The sequence below is a fragment of the Catalinimonas locisalis genome (assembly GCF_038039535.1).
Lineage (GTDB): Bacteria > Bacteroidota > Bacteroidia > Cytophagales > Cyclobacteriaceae > Catalinimonas.
In genome coordinates, this window is sequence record NZ_JBBPHP010000002.1 from 332,795 (window position 1) to 355,504 (window position 22,710).

A 22,710-nucleotide genomic window follows, 5' to 3' on the forward strand; every position below is an offset into this window, starting at 1 on the left:
ATTAATGTATATATATACTGCAAAACTATTGCTATTCATGCAAAAGTTTTGCAATTAGCGGCAATTAAAAAAATAGCTGTTTTTGTCCTGAAAGCCTGTTTTTTTGTAAATTATCTTGTCAACATATCACTACGTTTCCCGTAAGATTGAATCAGTGCAAAATTATAATGACTTTTGAGTGAGCAAAAGACTAAGGATTGAATGAGTTACATACAGTTTGATAAAAAACAATTAGTAAACCTGGCTTACTCACTGAGTAAGGAGGTAGTACGTTCAAATAGATCAGGAGCATATGCATCAACCACGATTAGTGGTTGTAATACCCGCAGATACCACGGTTTGCTGGTGGCTCCCCAACAGAAAATTCCCGGAGTACATGTTATTATCTCTACCTTGGATGAGACTGTAGTTTGTGGTAATGCCAGCTTTGACCTGGGAGTTCATAAATATCCAGAAATATATAGTCCTAAAGGTTACAAATACCTGCGCAACTTTGTCGCACAGCCTATACCCAAATCTACTTTCCGTCTGGGTGAGGTAGTACTTACTAAGGAGAAGCTTCTGGTTGAACATGAAAACAGGACGCTGGTACGCTATGTACTGGAAGAGGCCAAAGAACCGGTTAAGTTAAGGCTACGTCCTTTCTTGGCCTTCAGAAATGTTCATAAACTGGCCAGTGCCAATGATAATGTCAATCAGGCATATGACCATATCGCACAAGGTATCAAATTGTGCCTATACGATGGTTATGATGATCTGTACATGCAAACTTCAAAAGAACCGGAGTTTGTAGCCAAGCCGGATTGGTACTACTCGGTAGAATACACCGAAGATATGGAGATGGGTATGGATTTTCAGGAAGACCTTTATGTACCCGGTTACTTTGAAGTAACGATGCAGAAAGGAGAAACTGTAATTTTTACCGGTGGCCCGGATGAAGTAAAAACGGCCAATCTCCTGCGCATGTTTAATACCCAGACCCGTAAAAGAACGGAAAGAAATTCGTTTGAAAACTGTCTGAAGGTAGGCGCTGCACAATTTATTCTTACTAGTAAAGGTAAAGGAAAGTCAAGGAAAAACGACCGCACAGATGTCATAGCAAGCTATCAACTCTACCGCAGAGGTGGGAGAGATGCCTTTATTGCCATCCCTGGCCTTACGGTTTCCGATGATGATAATAAAGCTTTCAAAGCGCTGCTGGACACCATGCTGAAAGATCGTAAAGGCCCTTTCTTTCCTTTTTGGGAAGATACAGATTCAGAGGCAACCTACGAGGCTATGGATGCACCGCTTTGGTTTTTCTGGGCTCTGCAGCAGTATGTGAAACGCACAGGAGATCGCGCTGCCGTATGGAAGGCTTATGGTAAAGACATGCGAGAGATATTGGAAGCCTATCGTGATGGTACTGATTTCAATATTAAGATGCAGCCCAATGGTTTGATAAGCGGTGGGGTGGAAGGCAAAGCACTTACCTGGATGAATGCTTTTGCTGAGGGAAAAGCAGTTACTCCTCGTATCGGTATGCCCGTGGAGATCAATGCGCTATGGTATAATGCGGTAGCATTTACCTTAGAGATCGCAGGTCCACGTTCTACCGAAGGTAAGAAGGTAATCGCTGAATGGACAGGTATTCCTGAAAAGATTAAAAAGTCTTTTGTAGAAACTTTCTGGGATGAGAAGAAAGGCTATCTGGCTGATGTAGTGGGTGGAAAGGAAAAAGATTGGTCGGTTCGCCCTAATCAAGTACTGGCGCTTTCTTTACCTTATTCGGCGCTTACAGATGAGATGAAAAGTAGTATTTTAAAAAAGGTTGAAATAGAACTGCTGACACCTCGTGGGTTAAGAAGCCTTTCCAAAAATGACGCAAGTTATCAGGGTAAGTTCTTTGGTGACCTTAATCAACGCAACAAAGCATATCACCAGGGTATGGTTTGGCCTTGGTTGGCTGGTCATTATGTTGAAGCCTTGTTAGGGCATAAAGGGCGAAATGCGCTGCCTCAGGCTTATGAATTATACCAGGGCTTTGAAAGTGTAATGCGAGAACATGGTTTGAGCACTATTTCGGAAATATATGAGGGAGAAGAACCTTATAAGGCCTGTGGAGCAGTTTCCCAGGCATGGAATGTGGCCGAACTGATTCGTATGAACAAGTTGATCAAAGATTTTGACGAAGATACCCAGCCTCTGACAGTTTAACAAAATTTATATAATCCCGTCAAATAGGCGGGATTCTTTTATTTACCTATCTTTTGTACCGCTTGGTCAAATAGGTAATTGAAAATCCAAACAAATCTAAGCACATTCGCTTTGAAGGTTTTAAAAAGCATACATATCTCAAACAATATCCCCTTTCCTTTTTTTTTATTGTTAGTAAGAGCAAATGTACTTACTCATCAAAGTAAACCTGATTAGCTTATCATCAATAAATAACCAAACTCTCCATAAAATGATTGAAAATAATGCCCCACAGTGGAAGCGCTTGTATATTCAGTCTAAAGTACCGACTGAGTTAGAACATCTTGAGGAATTGGCAAATAACTTATGGTGGTCATGGAATTATGAAGCCGTCAACCTCTTTGCCAACATTGATCAAAAGAAATGGAATGAGGTTGGCCATAACCCCATCGCGCTGCTGGATATTCTGGATTACGATGCCTACCAGAGACTTTTAGGCGATAAAGAATTTATGAAGAAGCTGAAGGATATTTATAGTCATTTCAAAGACTATATGAATGCGCCAGCCAAGAAACATCCCTCTATTGCCTACTTTTGTATGGAGTATGGTTTACATGCTTCTTTTAAGCTTTATTCCGGAGGCCTGGGCGTACTGGCTGGTGATTTTCTTAAGGAAGCCAGTGATGAGAATGTAAACATGGTGGGAGTAGGCTTACTATATCGTTATGGATACTTTGGACAAAAACTAACCATTCATGGTGAGCAGGTGGCTCATTACGAACCCCAGAGATTTACTTACTTGCCGATAGATCCTGTGCGAGATTCTCAGGGTGAGTGGGTGAAAGTGCAGGTGCAACTGCCGGGAAGAGTGCTTACGGCGAAGATCTGGAAGGCAAATGTTGGGCGGATTTCTCTGTATCTTTTGGATACCGATATTGAAGAGAATACAGAAGAAGATAAATTCATTACCCATCAGCTTTATGGCGGAAACCAGGAAAACCGCCTGAAGCAGGAAATATTACTAGGCATAGGAGGTATTCGCTTGCTGGATAATCTGGGAGTGAAACCTGAAGTATTTCATCTGAACGAAGGGCATGCGGCCTTTATTGGCTTGGAGAGATTGAGAAAATATGTGCAGGAAGGCCTTACGATAAACGATGCTACTGAGCTGATCCGTTCTTCTTCTCTTTTCACTACCCACACTCCCGTACCTGCCGGTCATGATGCTTTTCCTGAAGGGATGATGTGGCAGTACTTCAACGATTTCGCGAGTTCCATGAGTTTGTCCTGGGAAAAATTTATTGCCTTGGGGCGGGTCAATCCTGATCACAAAGAGGAGGTATTCTCCATGAGTAACCTTGCCTCTAAGCTTTCACAGGAAATCAATGGTGTGAGTAAAATTCATGGAGATGTTTCGCGAAAAATGTTTCAGCCACTTTATCCTGGTTTTGAGCCTGAGGAGCTACATCTGGATTATGTAACCAACAGTGTACACTATTACACCTGGACTGCGGAGACATGGCAAGAGTTGTATGCGAAGACCTTTGGAAAAAGTTTTGAGAAAAATCAGTCAGATGTAAAGCTTTGGGAAAAGATAAAGCAAGTGCCTGACGAAGAGATTGTAAGGATAAAGAAGCATCAAAAAAGTGTGCTGATCCGGATGTTAAAGCAACGTCTGGAGAAAAGCATGCGAGCTCGTTATGAAAGTCCTAAAAAAATTGTGGAAACGCTAAATGCTTTTCATGAAAATACCCTGATTTTCGGGTTTGCCCGTCGCTTTGCTACTTATAAGAGAGCTACGCTACTGTTTCGTAACCCTGAGCGTCTGGCAAAAATTGTCAATAATCCGGAGACTCCGGTGCAGTTTATTTTTGCCGGTAAAGCACACCCGGCAGACAGAGGTGGTCAGGATCTTATTCGTCAGATTTATGAAATATCCGAACGCCCTGAGTTCATTGGTAAAATCATATTTCTGGAAGATTATGATATGGATATTGCCCGTGCGCTGGTACAGGGGGTAGACGTATGGCTGAATACTCCTACCAGACCCCTAGAAGCCTCAGGTACCAGTGGTATGAAGGCTACGATGAATGGCGTAATCAATTTCAGTGTTTTGGACGGCTGGTGGGCCGAAGGGTATCGCCCTGACGCAGGTTGGGCTTTGCCGGAGATGCGCACCTATGATAATCAGGATACACAAAACGAGCTGGATGCCGAGACAATTTACAGCATACTGGAACATGAAATTATTGCTGAGTATTATCAGAAGCATAGTGAGGGCCTATCGGCAGCATGGATAGAACGGATGAAAAATGCCATTGCTTACATCGCACCTCAGTTCACCATGAAACGTATGATGGATGATTATCATAATAAGTTTTATAACAAGCTGGCTGAGAGGAATAAGCTGATGAACAAACACAATTACAAACATGCCAAAGAGTTGTCTGCCTGGAAGGCCAAACTACAAGGCAGTTGGAAAAACATACAGGTGGTAGAAAGGGATATTTATAACTTTGCAAATGCTCCCTTGCCCCTGGGTGAAGACATAAAAGCCAGCATAGTATTGGATGTAGGTGAGCTTTCTCCTGATGACATTTCTGTTGAAATGCTTATTGCCCGTAGAGAAGACAACCGCATCAATATCATCTCAACGTATGAAATGAAAAAGCAGAAAGTAAAACAGGCTGCTCTCGCAGGTAACGAAGATGGCGGAAAGGAGATCAGCGGGAACTTAGTGAAGTATACCTGCAACAAGCAGGTGACTTTTGCGGGAGTTTACGAATATGGATTCAGGGTTTTTCCTTCCAACAAGTTACTGGCTCACCGTCAGGATTTTAGCCTGATCAGTTGGATATAAGTTTTATAATAGCCGTAAACAAAAATAAAAGCCGCATTCTATTAAAGAGTGCGGCTTTTATTTTTTAGTGGCATTACGACTTACTCACCAGTCACGATAGTTTCATAGGTAATGAAGATGAAGAGGATATTAGTGGTTTTTAAGTCTACCGTTGAAATTTCAGTAATGTTGCCGGCGGCAGCAGCTTTTTTGATGCTGGCATCCTGATCAAAAGTGAGGCCGAGAATAGAAGTAGCTTTAGCTCGCCCTTCTTTGGCCCCCGGTACCGGATTACTGGTGGCTGCTATAGGCAAAGTAAGGGTACAGGCTGATAGAGAAAAGACGAGAATAGCAGCAAAGATTGTAGCTTTAAGGTACTTTTTCATAGGGTTTGAGATTAGTTTATGAATAAGCAATGTAAGAAAAGTTACGCTCAATTGCTGCATTCAGGAGACAGTCACAAAAACAAAAAAGCCGCATCTGATAGATGCGGCTTCATTATATTGTTATGGAAGAAATGATTAGAAGTGAACGGCTACACCGATTGTACCGTAACCGAAAGCGCCACGGCCACCTTCAAAGTAAGCACCAATTTTATCATTGAATTTATATTTGAAACCTAATACGGGACCGAAGATAAATCGGGTATTATTGGCACTGCTCAATATCCCATCAGGACCGCTATAAGTTTGAAATTCCAGACCCATAAGGAGAGTCACGTAAAAATCCAGTTTCTCTTCATTCAGATCAAGATCTAAGGCTTCATTAACAAGAGGAACATAGTGGAATGAGCCTCTGGCACCAACTGAAAGAAAATCCCAGCCATAGTTAGATCCAAAACCTCTGTAATCCCAACTTGCATAACCAATATAAGGGCCTACACTGAAATTTTCGTGAATCCCAAATTCTAAAGCAGCAGTTAACGGAGGCAGGCTAACTGACCTTGTTCCTGCTAAACCATACCCATAGTATCCAAAGCTAATACCGGCTAGAAAGATTTTGTCACCTTCCTGATAGGCAAGGCCATCATTGGTTTCTACCCTTACTGTATTCTGAGCCATGGCTGTAAAGCTCAAGAGGGTAAATAAAAAGGTTAAAATAAATAAGTTTTTCATAGTTATGTTTGGTTAAATCTGTGGCGAAAGTTAATAATTTTCTTATGAAATATCATCAAAAAGCTATACAGCAGCAAAATTTTGCTGCTGTATATTGATTATTTACAAGTTAGTTTCACCTGAGAAGTTTGCCTCAAACGTATTACCTGCATCTATGATTTCCTGGGTGGTAGTAAGCTGAGTATTGGTCTCATCTGTTACGATACCGTTACCTTCTATAAAAATACCATAACCCGATAAACTGTTGGTAAAAGAGCTGTTGGTTATTGCCATTTTACCTCCATTCTCAATACCTACATTAGCCGCATCTACGCCAAAGCCAAAGCCTGAGGTTCCTCCATAAGATACATTCACATAATCCAGCTTATTGGCAGAGGTATTGGTGAAAATTACTATTCCCATCCAGCCATCTGCCTGGTCACGGGCGGTAAAGGTGATAAGGCTATCGGCAGTACCCACGGCTTCCAGTGCGCCATCATTACCAGATACTTCTATGCTCACATCCTGATTAAACTCTAGGGTAGCCCCTGGCTTTATGACTAAGTCGTTGTCAACATTAAGTTTACCACTGATGTAATAGGGGGTTTCATCAGCAAAGGCAGGCAGTGTTTGTGGATCATCTCCTGAGGCTAGCGTTGAACCAAAAATTTCTACGCTATTATCACCATTACCGCTAAAGGTGGTTGCTCTATCCAGCACTCCGGCGGTAGCAATGGGTAATCCTATTGGAAAGCCACCATTGTCAGTAAAAGTATTAAGACCGAATTCAGCAATAGCGCCACCGGTTTCAACAAAAATACCGTAGTTACTCACACTATTGCTAATGGTAGAGTTGGTGATCCTGATTTCTCCTTGGCTTTCCACGCCTAGGTTGGCAGATTCAACACCAAAGCCAAAGCTGCGGTTACCTCCGTATGAAATAGTAGTGTAGTCAATGGTGTTTCTACTATTGGTGGTAAAGAAAATAATTCCTCCCCATCCATCGGCCTGCTCTCTGGCAGTAAGTACCACATTGTCTGTATCTGTACCTTCTGAAGTGAGGTATCCATCATTGCTTACCTCAATATAGGCATCCGGATCACCCTCAATAGATACACCGGCCATAAGTTTAAGCCCTGAGTCTACATCAAGTTTTCCTGACAGAAAGTAGGGTGTTCCATTAGATAGAGCAGGCACTGTCATTTCATCATCCTCATTGAGGGTAGTGCCTAAAATCTCAACAGCATTGTCTGTATTATCCGTAAATGTAGAAATTTCATCCAGGTTACCTACCTGATTGATAGGAAGTACAATAGGATTGCCATCATTATTTTCCAGGGCATTGTTGCCTGACTCACGAAGCAGTCCACCGTTTTCTATGAAGATACCATGACTAAAACTGTTGGATACTGTGGAGTTTGCAATCTTAAACCCCCCGGCAGACTCAACACCGATGTTCGCTGCTAGTACACCAAAGCCAAAATCATTTTGCCCACCGTATGATATGTCAGCATAGTTAAATTCATTTTGCACATTTTCATTAAAGAAAATAATACCGTCCCATCCGTTTAGTGAATCTTCGGCGGTCATTACAATCAGGCTATCTTCTTTTCCGATAGCTACTAAAGCCCCATTGTTACCAGTGACAGTTAATCCACGGTTGGGTTCAAACATCACTTTTACGCCCGGAGCAATCGTTAAAATTTCTCTTACACTTACATCAGCTACTACATAGTAATCTGGCAGCGCGGGGTTTTCAAAAACATTGGCCCAGGTAGTAGCTACGTCAATATTTTCGTCTATTACAACCGGATTAGCGGTGGCTACCAATTCCACAGTAGTTGAGTTGGTATTGCCTTCCGGATCTTCTACTGTAAGCTGCACGGTGTATTCCCCTACTAAGTCAGTAGTAAAGTCAGCCATATCACCGTCTTCATTGGGTGTAACAGTAGGAGAACTGCCTTCAGGACTTTCTGTAACTTCCCAGGTATAAGTAAGGTCCTCACTGTCAGGGTCTGAGCTTCCACTGCCATCCAAGGCATAAGCAGTATTGACGGTTACTTCATTGTTCGTCTCATCAATAACATCACTGTCACCATTGAGGATCAATGCTACCGGAGGGTCACCTAGTGATTCCAATGCTTCTACAGTGACAAGGTCAGTTACCGGATCATACACACCATCAGAAACAGAAAGCTGCAACTGATAGGTACCTACTACATCTGGTGTAAAAGTTGTCTGTGCACTAGTGGCACTTAGTGAGGCATTGCTGCCATCAGGGCGCTGGCTGATGCTCCATGAATAACTTAGTGCATCGCCGTCGGGATCAGAAGAGCCGCTTCCATCCAGGGCAGCAGCCGATCCAACGGTTACTTCAATGTCATCGCCGGCGTCGGCTATCGGAGGTTGGCCGGGTAATTCTTCATCATCTTCTTGGCATGCTGAAAAAATCAACATGACGGAAAGTGCTAAGTAGCTGAGGTTTTTGATCTTAATCATTATGTGAATTATTTAATAAAAATAACTTTATGAGTACAATTCACTTCTTTATGCCTCAGAAAAAGCTTAGGTAAACAATAAAAAAAAACTTTTTTCTCGTTTACCTTTTTATCATTGAAATCATAAATAAGAAAATTCGGATAACATTCCTTGTGAGGCCGATTAAATAATGCCTTTATGAATTTAGACCACATAGATCTGATTGATCGCTACTGTAGGGGTTCTTTAAGCGAAGCAGAAAAACGAGACTTTGAACAGAAAATGAATCAGAATCCTGGTCTGAAAGAGGAAGTGGAGCAACATGCTGATCTCATCAAAGGCATGCAGCATCATTTTAGCAGTGAGCTTAAGTCCAGGCTCAAAGAATCGGATCAAGCCAGTAAAGGGAGTAAAGGCAGCAAAAGTTACAGAAGGATTTTTCTCAATAGCCTGGCAGTAGCTGCTACTATTTCCCTTTTTTTTGTCCTGGGATATGTACTGATGGACAATGCCTCTCCTGAAGCACTTTATCAAACTCATTACCAGGCGTATCCAAATATTGTGAATCCAGTTGAGCGTTCTGCCTCAGCAGAAAGTAGTGAGCTGAATAATGCCATGAGAGCCTACGAACAGGGAGATTACCAAGAAGCAGTCACTTTGTTTGAACAGGCCGAGGAACCACTTTCCACTTCGTATGAATTTTATCTGGCTATCAGCTATCTGGAACTGGCCAACTATCAAAATGCAGTGGAACTCCTGAAAAAAGTTGAGCAATCAGAAGTGGAAGCTTATCATTACCCAGCTTTATGGTATCAGGGCATGGCGTATCTGGTGCAGAAAGATACTGAAAATGCTAAGCAGATTTTAAAACAGCTAAGCGAGAGTGGGGATAACTATTACAGTACTAAAGCTTCGGAACTGCTGCAAGAACTGTGATGAAAAAGCAGTGTGGGTAGATGTAGTGAAGATGCAAGCGTTGAAGAGCGGGTGGAATGAGGATACAAGCAGGTGAAGTAGGTAAGAGATAAGAGACACAAGCGGGACGCTTGCGTCAGTTTGTGAAGATGCAAGCAGGGCGCTTGTGGCAGTTGGTGCAGGGAAGAGAGAAAGTAGATAAATAAAGACCCAAGCCGGACGCTTGTGTTAGGGAAGTGAAGAATAGAGTAGACCCAAGCGAGACGCTTGTGTCGGGTTGGGCGGGACGCTTGTGTCAGGGGGGTGAGGATGCTTGTGTCAGGGGGGTGAGGATGCTTGTGTCAGGAGTGTCAGGGATAGAGTGTCAGTTTGTGAAAGGTACTATATATTTCTATTGTTAAATCAAAAGAACTTTACTTTTGTGATAAAAACAGCGAAAAGTGAAAAGTTCTATCTAAGAATCGGTGCTTCCCAGGCCAGATTCAGTTGTTTTTGGGTCAGGGAAGCACATTCCCAAGGCAAAATCAATAGTTTTAATACAGGTAAGCCTTACTTTGTGGTTCAGACAAAAGTTTTAGTGCCAGGGAAGCAGACTCCCTGGGCATAAATAAATGTTTTAGTGTCAGGGAAGCGCTTCCCGATGTCATAAACAAAAGTTTTAACCTCTGGGAAGCGCTGATCTATGGCAAAAACTAATTTTTGTAGCATATTATTCGGCTGACGTGAGAAGAATTCAAGCTGGTAGATCAGGCAGCTCTGATACATTTTGAGGCATTTATTTAACATTATGCATGAAAAGCATGGAAACTTGCATCAATTGAGGTTGATTGTGTCAGAATCTGTATGCATGTCTGGCTTATGTATGTTTTGGCTTAAGCTCAGTAGAAGGGTAATGAAGACCCAAGCGAGTGAAGAGTGGGTAAGAGAGAGACACAAGCGGGATGCTTGCGTCAGAGTGAGACACAGCGGGACGCTTGTCTCAGAGTGGGTGCCTGGGTTAGTTTGGAAAAACACAGAGTTCAGGAAGTATAGGATGAGTTATTGGTATAAAAAAAGCGCATTGAAAAATGCGCTTTAAAGAGTCATTCTGATCGTTATCAATTAGCTCAGGGAAGCAGTACTTCGCTGATCACATGGATTACGATACCGTTTTCTACCAGATTGTTGGCAGGGAAAAGTAGGTTTGCATTGGTTTCCGTAGCGGCATTATTATCATTCAAGGTAATCGTACCGTTAGTACCTTCCAGGGTCACTGCAATATTCCCATTTAAAGTAGTAAGCGTACCCGCCTCAAAGTCAGGAGAAAAAAGGATGCCATCAGTCACTACATGCTTTTGTAAAATAGAAGATAGTACTGAAGCGTCAATTCTGGCTGCCTCGGCTTCTACGCTATCAATGGTAGTGATGATCCCCGCATTTTCAAAAGCAGCATCGGTAGGCATAAAGATAGTGCGGTTACTTCCTACATCAATGGCAGTTTCTGCTAAAGCTTTTCTGAAGATAGTGAAGGAGTTGCCACTCAGTGCTTCAATATAGTCTACCATATCTGCCAGAGGAGCAGCAGGCTTGAGTACACCTCCCAGGTGAATCAGTCGTCCATTGTCTGCCGAATAACCAAAATCTACGGCTACTCTCCCGTTAAGGTAAGTACCATCCTCAACATTGGATACATAAAGGGTTTGTCCCCCCAGCGTAGTGATGGTTCTTCCGGCAGAAGTAAGGTCTACATTTCCGTCTAAGACATGGTAATTAGCGGTCTGAGAGACATTTTCGTTGGATACAAAGAAGAAATCATCAAAACTGGAATTGATTGGAGCCAGTACTGTATAAGTAGCGCTTCCACTAAGGGTGCTTAATAGGCCTGTGCTATTGAATACATTATTAATTGTAGATATACCACCATCAAGATTAGGTGCTCCTATGACATCACCCAGCGTAGAGGTCAGACCTGCTAAACTGCCCAGAAGAGGAGCAAGCGTAGCTACGCCGGGAGGAAGGATAACCTGGTTGGTGATATGCATATATCCATTAGATGCTGGTATAGTATTGACTACACCCGTAGCAAAACCCTGCGGCTGAGTATCGGGGTTAATTAATACGGAATCACCCTCACTGTCAAAACTCATTTGAGCAAGACTTAGGGTAGTGATGGTAGAATCCAGTTCGTTTTCATTCAGCGCAATATTGGCTACTACGTGATAGAGGATAACATCAGATAGTATATCACCTCGTAGTTCAGACATGGTTTGTAGTCCAATAGCGTTGAGCAGATTGGCGAAGGCCTCATTGTTGGGAGCAAAAAGTGTATACTCTCCGGTAGTCAGTCTGGTAGCTAGAGGGTTATTAGAACTTGGCTGTCCGATAAGCGCTGCCAGGCTATCCAATCCTTCAGTGTTGTTCAGTACCTCAATGAGGTTATCGTCAGGGCGTGGCGGCTCTCCGTCATCATCGTCATCACAACTACTAAAAATGACTGAAAGGCTTAGTAGACATATGAAAAGGAAATGTAGTTTTTTTAAAGTAAAAGGATGTGTCATAGGGTTAGGAAATGAGGATAAGGGTGTTCAATAGATAAATTATCAAAGCTTAATATACACTTTTGTTATAATTTCTTATTCATTTGCTTCTTAATTTTCCTAAAAATTCACGTATTTGTCTGGAGCTTTACAGTATCACTGCCTGATAATTTTTTAATTGATGAAAAGGCAATAGATGCTATGGATTGAACGTAATAAATACATGTTTGCGTAAAACTGATCGCCAACATAAATGTTATGATCAATATTAGATACGCACTGCATTATATAGACTAACCTCATTAGTAATTATACATTAATCATGATTGTGAAGGCTTAAACCACAGTAATTTGAAAAAAAATTTACTATTCTTTATTATCGTATGTTTCAACTTTTCTGCTGTCTGGGCTCAAAGCAGAGTCATCAGTGGGAGAGTGACTACCGAGATAGGTGATGACGCCCTGCCCGGCGTAAACATCATAGTGCAGGGAAAAGGTACGGGTACGGTTACTGATATTGATGGTAATTATTCTTTAAATGTTGAGGAGGGTGATGATGCGCTGGTATTTTCATATATCGGTTATCAAACCAAAGAAGTCAATATTGGGAATTCTAATACCATTAATGTAGTACTGATAGAAGACAATGCGCAACTGGAAGAAGTCGTTGTTACCGGTTTTCAGGAAGTAGAACGCAAGCTGTTTACCGGTTCTGCCAGTCGCATAGACATGGCGGAAATCAGAAGCCCCGGCATGGTAGATGCCAGCCGCATGCTGGAAGGGCAGGTAGCCGGTGTAACGGTAGATAACGTATCCGGTACTTTTGGTACTGCACCTAAAATTCGTATTCGCGGAAACACTTCCATCAATGGAGACAACCAGCCGCTTTGGGTAGTGGATGGTGTAATTCTGGAAGACCTCACTAATGTAAGCGCTGACGATATCGTTACCGGAGACCCTAACACTGTACTTTCTTCATCCATTGCAGGGCTTAATCCTGACGATATTGCTTCTTTTGAAGTATTGAGAGATGCTTCTGCCACTGCCCTATATGGTACGCGTGCCAAAAACGGGGTGATCGTCATCACTACCAAAAAGGGTAGAAGTGGTGCTTTGCGCGTTAATTATTCAGGCAACTTCTCATTCAGGCTAAGGCCCAGCTACAATCAGTTTGATATCCTTAACTCCGGCGATGAAATGTCAATCTACCGGGAGATGTACGAGAAAGGAATCGTGGATATCACCACTTCGGTAAGAGCACAAAATTACGGCCCTTTAGGTAAAATGTTCTCCCTCATCTCTGAGCATCAGATTCCCTGGGGAATCAATGGAACGCTAAATGAAGAGTTTCTCAACCAGTACGAAAATGCCAATACCGACTGGTTTGATGTACTCTACAAGGATGTCTCTTTACAGCAGCAGCATTCCGTAAGCCTTACCTCGGGAACAGAAAATTATAACAGCTACTATTCACTCAGCTACCTAGATGACAACGGGCAAACTGTAGCTGATAAAGTAAAACGCTTTGCAGGAACGGCACGTAACACCTTTTACTTCTCCGATCGTTTTACGCTGGATACAAAGCTGAACGCCAGTTTTCGTCAGCAATCCTTACCGGGTACTACCGACAGGGATTTTGATCCCATTACCGGCAGATTTAAGCGTGACTTTGATATCAACCCCTTCAGTTATGCAATCAATACCAGCCGTTCCATTCGTCCTTACGACAGCAATGGAGAGTTGGAATACTTCCGCAGAAATTACGCGCCTTTCAACATTCTGGAAGAACTTGACCTCAATTATATAGATGTGCGGGTAGCCGATATCTCTGCTCAGGCAGATTTTAATTTTAAGATTCTGGATAAATTAACTTTCCGCAGCACTATGCAGGGAAGGTATGCCGCTACTAATCGTGAGCATATCATTCATGAGTGGTCTAATCAGGCTGAGGCGTACAGAGCGGACGGCACACAGTATATTCAGGATGCCAATCAGTTGCTTTATCAGGACCCGGACGAGCCCGGTTCTCAGCCCAAAGTAGTGTTGCCGGAGGGAGGTTTCAACTATCTGGACGAAAGTGATCTCTTGAATTTCTATATCAGAAATAGTGTGGAGTGGTCAGAAACCTTCGGTCAGTTACATCAGGTCAATGTGCTGGGAGGGCAGGAGATCAAATATACAGATCGTTCTTCTCGTAGTGCCGATGGAATCGGAGTAGTGTATGAAAATGGGGGAGTAGTCAATACTGATCCCGACATCATTGAGTTTCTGAATCGTCAGGGCGTAGATTTTTATTCACTATCCGAAGATCGTGAGCGCTTTGCCGGTTTGTTTCTCAATGCCGGCTATTCATTCAATGATAAGTATGTGGTGAACGGAACGGTAAGATATGATGGTTCCAACCGACTGGGAAAAAGCCGGTCCGCCAGATACCTGCCTACCTGGAACGTGAGTGGAGCCTGGAACATTGATCAGGAGCGTTTCCTGAACCTGCCTTCGGTGATCAGTTATCTGAAACTCAGAGGAACTTACGGCTTGTCAGCCAACCTTGGCCCTGATGTAAGTGCTCTGCTCAATCTTCAGTCGGATGTCACCCTTAGACCAACCGACAATGAGTCTTACCTATACATTGAGGACCTGGAAAATCAGAATCTTACCTGGGAGAAGCTTAATGAACTTAATATCGGTATAGATTTTGGTTTACTCAACGACCGTATTACCGGTACAATTGATTATTTCAAACGAGATGCTTTTGACCTGATTGGTGTATTACAAACCAGTGGGGTTGGTGGAGTAGCCTATAAGTTAGGAAACTTTGCCGACCTGAAAGCCAATGGCTTTGAGTTTTCCATCAATACGCTGAACTACCAGGATCAGAATTTCTCCTGGTCTACCAATTTTAATATTGGTTATACCAAAGATATAGTAACACGTCTGGACTTCGGACCCCGTATTGCCGATGCCATATCTGCCCAGGGTGCTCCCCTGCTCAATGGCCCAAGAAGAGGTATATATTCCACCAAGTTTGCCGGGCTGGATGCCAGAGGTATTCCTACTTTTTTTGATCTCAATGGTGAGACAGTATACGATTATAACCTGCAGGAAAGAGACAGCCTGGAGAAAATATTACAATACGAAGGTCCTTCTGAGCCTCGCGGAGCAGGAGGTCTGACCAATAATCTGCGTTACAAGAATTTCTCACTGAACGTATTGTTCTCCTACAAATTCGGATATAAAATCAGGTTGAATGATGCTTTCTACCCTCGTTATACTGACTTCAGTTCTTTCTCAAGAACCTTTGTAGATCGCTGGGTAGTACCCGGTGATGAAGAGTTTACCGATATCCCGGTGATTCTGGATCAGCGTATTGTGCAGGGTGATAATACCGCGCAGTTCAGAAATGCATACGATTTATACAATAAGTCTACCGTAAGAGTAGCAGATGGCAGTTATGTACGGCTTAAGACGGTAAGATTAACTTATAATCTTCCGAATTCGCTGGCGAGTAAGATAGGAGCAAGGACGGCTACGCTGGGCGTGGAAGGGCAGAACTTATGGTTGGTATATTCTGATGATGCCTTAAACGGTCAGGATCCGGAGTTTTTCTCCACAGGAGGAGTTGCTTTTCCACAGCCCAGACAGGTGACCTTTACATTAAATGTTGGATTTTAAGAGATAATGAGCAGGATCAATAAAGATATGAAAAAACTTATTGGGTTGATGATGCTATTATTTGTGGCTACTTCCTGCGACGATTATCTGGAAGAAACACCGGATAATAGGGTTGAGCTAAATACCCTGGATAAAGCAGCACAGCTACTTACCAATGCATACTCACAGGGAGGCTATAATTTTGTAGAATGGATGGGAGATATGGTCACCTATACAAGAGGTACTACCAAGGAAGACCAGCATAATCAGGCGTATCAGTGGCAGGTAGTAGATGAGCTTTTTCAAGATTCACCTACTTATTACTGGAATGAAACCTATCAGGCTATAGCGCACGCCAATGAAGTATTAGCAGTAGTAGATGATTTGCCAGGAGAAGATGCTCAGCGCAGAGCGGTTAAAGGTGAGGCACTGCTTACAAGAGCTTATGGACATTTTATGCTGGTAAATCTATTTGCCGAGCATTATGATGAAGCTACGGCGGCCAATGAGCCGGGTATTCCTTACGTCATGGAGCCTGAGACAGAGTTTATCAAGCAATACGAAAGACAAAGTGTAAAAGCAGTATACGATAGGGTAGAAGATGATTTGCTACAAGGTTTAGAACTGTTAGACGGCTCATTTTATGCCAATTCAGGAAAATACCATTTTACCAGAAATGCTGCCCTTGCTTTTGCTTCCCGCTTTTACCTTTTTAAAGGTGACCTTAACAGTTGCATAGAATATAGTACTCAGATGCTGGGAGCAAATCCTGATGTGTATGTAAAAGATCTGGCAGCCCTACTGGAAGAAAGAGTAAATACTGAGGACTATGTCAGGTTGTACACTTCGGCCAATGATCCCAGTAACCTGCTGCTGATGAGGAAGATTACCAACTTCCATCTCACAGTTGGCTACTGGCCTGATGATGAAATTTACAGCGGAAGGATATTCGGAAACAATCCTTTTGATGCTACCGATCTCAGAGAAGACCCTGCTTATGTCAGAGGGGACAATGGATTAAGCGCCACCCGCTTTGAGTTTCTTTTTGAAAGAAGCAGCCTTACCTCAGGGGTTGGTTTCAATTACACTATCGTGCTTCCGTTTCGCGGGGAGGAAGTACTATTAAACAGAGCGGAAAGTTATGCCCGACAGAACAGAGTGAATGAAGCTCTGGCAGATTTGCAGACGCTATGGAATAAAAGGTACGACAGTCCAGTATCACTTACTCTGGAAGAAATACAACAGTATATTGGAGAAAATGATCCTCGCATCGCTTTGCTCATTTATATTGTAGAGATAGAAAGGCCAAAAGAATTTATACACGAAGGCTTGCGCTGGTTTGACATCAAGCGTTATGATATTCCAGTTACTCATGTATTAGAAAATGGCGCTACCATCACCCTGGAGGCTGAAGATAACAGAAGAGTACTACAGATACCGGAAGCAGCGCAGGATGTAGGTGGTTTAGCTCCCAACCCAAGATAATTTTAAATCATGAAAAGTATACATTATAAAGCCCTGATTTCTTTGCTGATGGTACTGGCTTCTGCCTGTTATCAGGAAGATCCGGTAGAGAAAGAAATCACCCAGGTAGAAGCCTCAAACGACCCACTGGATCAGTTGATTCAAACCCGGTTTGTAGAAGAGTATGGAGTTGCAGTACGCTATCGCTTTGTAGACCGTTATGTAGATCCTACAAAAAGAGTCTCGCCTCCCCGAAAAGAACTGGTAGAACCGGTGCTTGACTTTCTTACCCGCTTCTGGATAGAGCCCTATATTCAGGTAGACAATGGTGAAGAATTTTTCAAGAACCATGTACCTGCCGAGATTATCCTGATAGGCTCTTTTATTTTTAACGATGATGGTACGGTAACTTTAGGTACTGCCGATTCAGGGGCGAGAATCACTTTGACAGAGATCAACAACATAGATGAAGAAAACCCGGACTGGGTGCTCCGTCAGTTAGGAACCATTTATCATGAGTTTGCCCACATTATACATCAGCGCTATAATCTTCCGCCGAACTTTCAGCAGGTTTCTCCTCAGGGGTATACTTCTCCCGGCTCATGGTTTAACCTCACTGATGAAGAGGCCTTAAGACGTGGATTCGTATCCCCCTATGGCACCAGCTCTTTCAATGAAGATTATGCAGAACTCGTAGCGCATATTCTTTTTGAGCCGGATTTTTATGAAATGTTTATCAACGAAGAAGAAGACTGTACGGATGTGGCATGTGTGGAAAGAAACGAAGGGAAAGCACTGATTCGTCGTAAGTATAACATGATTTTGGACCATTATGAGCAAAATACAGAGGTAGATCTTTTGGAGGTCAGAGAAATCATTCAAGCCAGACTTTGATATGAAGAGAATAATATGGGCTTTTAGCCTTATGGGCTTGCTAATAGCTTGCCAGAACGATGACAATGTATTTGATACCAGTGCAGATGAGCGGGCTGCTGAGGCTATCGCAAATCTGAAATCTCAGCTTACCGCTCCTGCTGAGGGTTGGTTGCTGCGTTACAAGCCTGAAAACGAATCTGGTAGCTACTATGTCCTGCTGAATTTTGACGAAGAAAATAATGTACGTATCAGAACGGATTTTGGCGTGAATGATGGAGAGTTTTATGACCAGACCATTACTTACAGGATTGATAACTCGCTCGGACTGGAACTGATCTTTGAAAACTATTCGTTCTTCAGCTTCCTTTTTGAGCAGGAAGGCGCTACTTTTCTGGCAGAGTATGAGTTTAATTATGTCAATGAGACTCCCGATGGAGCATTGGTTTTTAGAAGCAAGACAGATCCTTCATCACCCACCACTCTGGTTTTTGAACCCGCCATCGGGAATGAAGAAGCAAATTTGTTGGGAAAAGAATTGTCCAACAATTTGAATATGCTCTCAGAAAATGCTCTGGCCAGATTTGCAACCTCTTACCGCCTCAGCTATACGAATCGTGATATCGTAATCTATCTGACTTTTGAGAGTTTCCTGCGTACTATCAACTTTACTTTTATTTCGCCCGATGGTTCTGAAGAAGGACAGGAGCTTGAATTTGCTACTTCTTATATTGTTGAGAACGACAAAATTATTTTTGACCAAGCTTTTTCAGGCAATTATTTTGGGCAGGAAGTTTCTATCCCCAGCATCAGTTTTGGCGAACTTACTGAGGCTAGTCTGACAGTTTGTGATGAAACTGTATCAGTAAATGAGTATACCGCTTCAATTAATTCATCGCCCGCTGTACTTGAGAATGCGATCTTTGATCCTAATGGAGCAAACTTGTTTGATAAAGCTGAGTTCTTCTTTAGTGTCAATCAGAACATTTTTGATGAAAATGGATCACTCGGTTCCCAGATAGTGGAAGATGTTGAAGGTTCTCTTGCCATGATTTTATATTATGATCAAACACCATCTGACCCTTTTTATGCTCTGGGCTTTTTTATTGTAAATGAAAGTGGCACTGTCACCCGTGCGCTGAGAGAATTTACGCCCAACCTTCAGGGTAACCAGCTTCAGCTTGAGTATGCTGATGATTTTACGGTATTACAGGATACTACGGGTACGTTCAATGAAGCGAATGTAGATAAATACCTGAATTGGTTTAATGAGGGAGAGGGGGTACGTATCTACAAAGTTGAGGACAATGTATACGAATTTTACAATACCTGTAATGGTATGAGCTTCGTATTCTTGTACAATGAATAGTCTTCAAGGCAAACGTAACTGTTTAATGCAGACTGCTGCCGGAATGTGAGCTTCATTTCCGGTGGGACTTAGTTTTCCGCTATTTGCATCTCTTTTGAAGACAACTACATTATCGTTATCACGGTTGGCTACAAACACAAACTCACCCTGGCTATCCATGCAAAAATTTCTGGGGTGAGCGCCCCCCGAGCCTTCGTGGCCTACATAGGATAACTTTCCGGTATCAGCATCAATGGCATAGATGACAATGCTGTCGTGTCCACGATTGGATGCATATACATATTTTCCGTCAGGAGATACGTGAATATCTGCCGTAGTATTGTTTTGAACTTGCGTACCTTCAGGTAAGGTAGGCACGCGATCCACTGCTTTCAAAGCTCCTGTTTTTTCATCTACCGAATAAACTGCAATTGTGGAGGATAACTCTTCAATAGAAAACGCTAATTTTCCGTTAGGGTGTAGCGTAAAGTGTCTTGGCCCGGCTCCGGGTGTACTGGCTGCGTAAGCTTGTTGAGCAGGCTTTATCTCACCTGATTTACGCTCAGGCTGGTAGATCATAACCTTATCAATTCCCAGGTCAGAGGCATATAAGAAATCTCCGTTTTCAGAAGGGATAATGGAATGCATATGCGGGGCTTGCTGGCGATTTTGGTTTACACTGCTTCCCTCGTGTTGAATCACATCAGTCGCCATACCCAGACTTCCATCGGGGTTAAGCGGATATACGGCTAGATTGCCACCCCCGTAGTTAGAGACATACGCCAGCTTACCTTTAGGATCTATGCTTATATGACAAGGGCCTGCTCCATGCGAAGATTGTTCATTAAGCTTGCTGAGCTTACCGCTCTTAGGATCAATACGAAAAGCAGTGACGGTACCATTTTTATCATCCTCAGTCATACCCTCCCGGTATACAGCATAAAGAAATTTTCCATTAGGATGGATTGCCAGAAATGAAGGACTTTGTTTATCTTCTAAGGTTTGTAGTTCGCTTAGCTTTCCACTGGTCCTGTCAAATTCCATTACGTAAATGCCTTTGCTTCCCCGGTCTGAGTATGTGCCTACATATAAGCGTTCTTTGGTAGGAGTCTGTGCTTTTAATAAAAAGCACATGAACATCAAAAGACTAAGCAGAAGAGTATGTTTGATTTTCATAGGTTGTGGTGTTGATTATCTCAAAATGCAAAGCAGATGCATATTAGACAAGCAGAATGAAAAATAATAGCAGTTTGAGTATTAAGGTTATGTTCAACCTATAGATTGAACATCCCTTGCTATCAGCGTATAATGTTAAATTCTACCCTACGATTTAATTGCTTATCCTTTTCAGTTTTTTCTTCAACGATTGGCTTAGCACTACCGTAACCAATAGCCTCAATACGGCTGGCATCCAACTTTCCAAATTCCACTAGATACTCTTTGATTGCATTTGCACGTCTTTGAGAAAGATCCAAGTTAAGATCAGGATCACCATCGGAGTCGGTATGCCCTTCAATTTTAAGCTTAAAATCAGGGTTATCCAGCAGGAAGTCTATGATTTTGTCCAGGTCAGCAAACATAGAGGTTTTGAGCTCAGCCTTTCCATTGTCAAACTTCATGTTTTCAAACTTGAGGCGGCTGCTGACCGAAGCGACTTTGCGATGTATTTCTTTGTCACCATCCAGAAAGAAAATCTCTTCCAAACGGAAAAATTCATCTCCCTGAATGATAATCAGGTAATTGTTATTATTGATCAGTTGGAACTCAAAGGAGCCATCCGGTTTAAGGAACTTAGGCGCTACTTCTATACCATTATCCAAATCTATGATAGACACAATACCATTGGAAAAAGGCTTACCGGTTTCTTCATTGCGCAGCGAACCTTTAAGGTTTGTGGTCGCCAGAGGCTGCGCTTCCATAGGCAGTGGAAATGAATAAAGATCAAGGTTAGCCATCTTATCCTCCACTGAACGTGCGTAATACAGATTTTGGGATTGAGCATCTATCGTAAAATAGAACTCACTGCCTTGACCATTCACCAGAGGTCCAATATTCTTGGGTTCTCCCCAGATATTATCCAGCCGGTTGGATTTGTAGATGTCAAATTCTCCAAAGTTGAGCAGGTGCCCATTGGAGCTAAAGTAAAAAACATGGTGCCCGGGATGATAGAAGGGGCTTACTTCGCTACCTCTGGTATTGATAATTGGCCCCATATTTTGTGGGATAGACCAGAAGCCAGTTTTGTCTTTATGGGTAAAATAGATGTCTGTCATTCCAAATCCCCCCGGTCTGTCAGAAGCGAAGAATAAGGTATCTCCGCTATGTGAAAAGGAAGGGTGTGAATCCCAGTAAATACTGTTGATGGCTTTCCCGAGATTTTGAGCGGTGCTCCAGGTGCCATCTTCCTGCATATTGCTCACGTAGAGGTCGCAGCTTCCGACACCATCCGGTGAGCTACAACGCGTGAAAACTAGCTTATCTCCCTTAGGGCTAATGGTCGCTGAGCCTTCGTTGTAAGGTGAATTAACCGGAGTAAGGGGTTCTGCAGGCGTCCAGAAGCCGCTTTCATTTCGGCTAAACATCAGGTCTTCATTTTCCCTTTCTTTTAGCCCCTGTTTAATGATATTCCTTTTGGAAGTAAAGAACATTACCGAATTATCGGGGCTTAATGCCGGTCCATAATCTCCTGCTCTGGAGTTAATTTCCTGCCCCATGTTGATGTACACACCCTGAGGAGGACGCAGTGTATCTATTTCTTTACGGTACTCAACCAGTTCGTAATAATATTTGAGAGGAACATAATCGTCTTTATTATCCACTGGCAGCTTATTCATCTCATCTTTTACCAGCCCAAGCTCCATACCGTCCCGGTAATGTTTTAAGACTAACTTGTATAATTGAATGGCTGCCAGTGTGTCACCCTTTTCTTCTTCCAAAGCTGCCAACTGCCAGAGAAGTTGATTATCTCTAAAAAAATTCTCTATACCGAATTGGCTTACGTACTCATATAATAAAGGATAAAGCTCATTTTTATTTTTGGCATTACTGTACTTCTGGATTGCCTGTAAATCTTGCTTGTCCGAGTAATAAGGTATCCGGTTAATATTAGGAAAAGAGATAAGTTTGCGGATTCTTTTTTGTTGGGCAATAGCACTGCTATCCTCCAGGCTTAAGCTTTCACTTACCGCCCGAAGCTGCGAATGTGCTTTCACGATTGTGAAACAAAAAAGCACTGTACAAATGAAAAGTCTTAATACCATCTAGCCTGCAAATTCTGACAACATGCTTTTAGGAACAATTAAAAGCCAAATTAATTTCAATTTGTAAGAATGCAGCATGTTTTCAAGTGGAACTGCT

Annotated in this window: 13 protein-coding genes; 7 read left to right on the forward strand and 6 right to left on the reverse strand. The window is 42.6% G+C overall.

What is annotated here, in order from left to right; genetic code table 11:
• The first annotated feature begins 201 nt into the window (after positions 1-201).
• Entirely contained in the window at positions 202-2,196 is a 1,995-nt protein-coding gene (locus tag WJR50_RS04985; protein WP_341292131.1) for an amylo-alpha-1,6-glucosidase, read from the forward strand.
• A gap of 250 nt (positions 2,197-2,446) precedes the next feature.
• On the forward strand, positions 2,447-5,035 hold the full coding sequence (gene glgP, locus WJR50_RS04990; RefSeq protein WP_341292132.1) for an alpha-glucan family phosphorylase: 2,589 nt from the start codon (positions 2,447-2,449) through the stop codon (positions 5,033-5,035).
• An 80-nt stretch (positions 5,036-5,115) separates the two neighbouring features.
• Here glgP and WJR50_RS04995 read toward each other — a convergent pair whose 3' ends face one another.
• The 3 genes from WJR50_RS04995 to WJR50_RS05005 all read right to left on the reverse strand — a co-directional run bounded on the left by WJR50_RS04995 (position 5,116) and on the right by WJR50_RS05005 (position 8,607).
• Positions 5,116-5,400 carry a TRL-like family protein gene (locus tag WJR50_RS04995; protein WP_341292133.1) on the reverse strand — a complete coding sequence of 95 codons (285 nt, stop codon included), beginning with the start codon at positions 5,398-5,400 and terminating at the stop codon, positions 5,116-5,118.
• Between the two features lie 135 nt (positions 5,401-5,535).
• Positions 5,536-6,129 (reverse strand): hypothetical protein, encoded by a 594-nt coding sequence (locus tag WJR50_RS05000; RefSeq protein ID WP_341292134.1) that lies wholly within the window; start codon positions 6,127-6,129, stop codon positions 5,536-5,538.
• 102 nt (positions 6,130-6,231) lie between these two features.
• The gene (locus WJR50_RS05005) at positions 6,232-8,607 is read right to left on the reverse strand and encodes a PKD domain-containing protein (RefSeq protein WP_341292135.1); all 2,376 of its coding nucleotides are present in this window, start codon (positions 8,605-8,607) and stop codon (positions 6,232-6,234) included.
• A 177-nt stretch (positions 8,608-8,784) separates the two neighbouring features.
• Here WJR50_RS05005 and WJR50_RS05010 point away from each other — a divergent pair, with 177 nt between their 5' ends.
• Entirely contained in the window at positions 8,785-9,522 is a 738-nt protein-coding gene (locus tag WJR50_RS05010) for a tetratricopeptide repeat protein (RefSeq protein WP_341292136.1), read from the forward strand.
• 1,085 nt (positions 9,523-10,607) lie between these two features.
• Here WJR50_RS05010 and WJR50_RS05015 read toward each other — a convergent pair.
• Positions 10,608-12,038: a fasciclin domain-containing protein gene (locus WJR50_RS05015; RefSeq protein ID WP_341292137.1), complete on the reverse strand. Its 1,431-nt coding sequence runs from the start codon at positions 12,036-12,038 to the stop codon at positions 10,608-10,610.
• 330 nt (positions 12,039-12,368) lie between these two features.
• On the opposite strand from WJR50_RS05015, the gene WJR50_RS05020 reads away from it, so the two are divergent.
• Genes WJR50_RS05020 through WJR50_RS05035 form a run of 4 tightly spaced genes read left to right on the forward strand, consistent with a single transcriptional unit; the run spans position 12,369 to position 19,374 of the window.
• Positions 12,369-15,689 (forward strand): SusC/RagA family TonB-linked outer membrane protein, encoded by a 3,321-nt coding sequence (locus WJR50_RS05020; protein ID WP_341292138.1) that lies wholly within the window; start codon positions 12,369-12,371, stop codon positions 15,687-15,689.
• Positions 15,690-15,716: 27 nt separating this feature from the next.
• Positions 15,717-17,153, forward strand: a complete 1,437-nt coding sequence (locus WJR50_RS05025) for a RagB/SusD family nutrient uptake outer membrane protein (protein WP_341292139.1) — start codon at positions 15,717-15,719, stop codon at positions 17,151-17,153.
• Between the two features lie 9 nt (positions 17,154-17,162).
• On the forward strand, positions 17,163-18,026 hold the full coding sequence (locus WJR50_RS05030) for a substrate import-associated zinc metallohydrolase lipoprotein (RefSeq protein ID WP_341292140.1): 864 nt from the start codon (positions 17,163-17,165) through the stop codon (positions 18,024-18,026).
• Position 18,027: 1 nt separating this feature from the next.
• A complete protein-coding gene (locus WJR50_RS05035; protein WP_341292141.1) occupies positions 18,028-19,374 on the forward strand; it encodes a DUF4302 domain-containing protein in 1,347 nt (448 codons plus the stop codon).
• Between the two features lie 3 nt (positions 19,375-19,377).
• Here the strand turns inward: WJR50_RS05035 and WJR50_RS05040 are convergent, their stop codons facing one another.
• Entirely contained in the window at positions 19,378-20,529 is a 1,152-nt protein-coding gene (locus tag WJR50_RS05040; RefSeq protein WP_341292142.1) for a lactonase family protein, read from the reverse strand.
• A gap of 122 nt (positions 20,530-20,651) precedes the next feature.
• Positions 20,652-22,565 (reverse strand): OmpA family protein, encoded by a 1,914-nt coding sequence (locus WJR50_RS05045; protein ID WP_341292143.1) that lies wholly within the window; start codon positions 22,563-22,565, stop codon positions 20,652-20,654.
• Positions 22,566-22,710 lie beyond the last annotated feature (145 nt).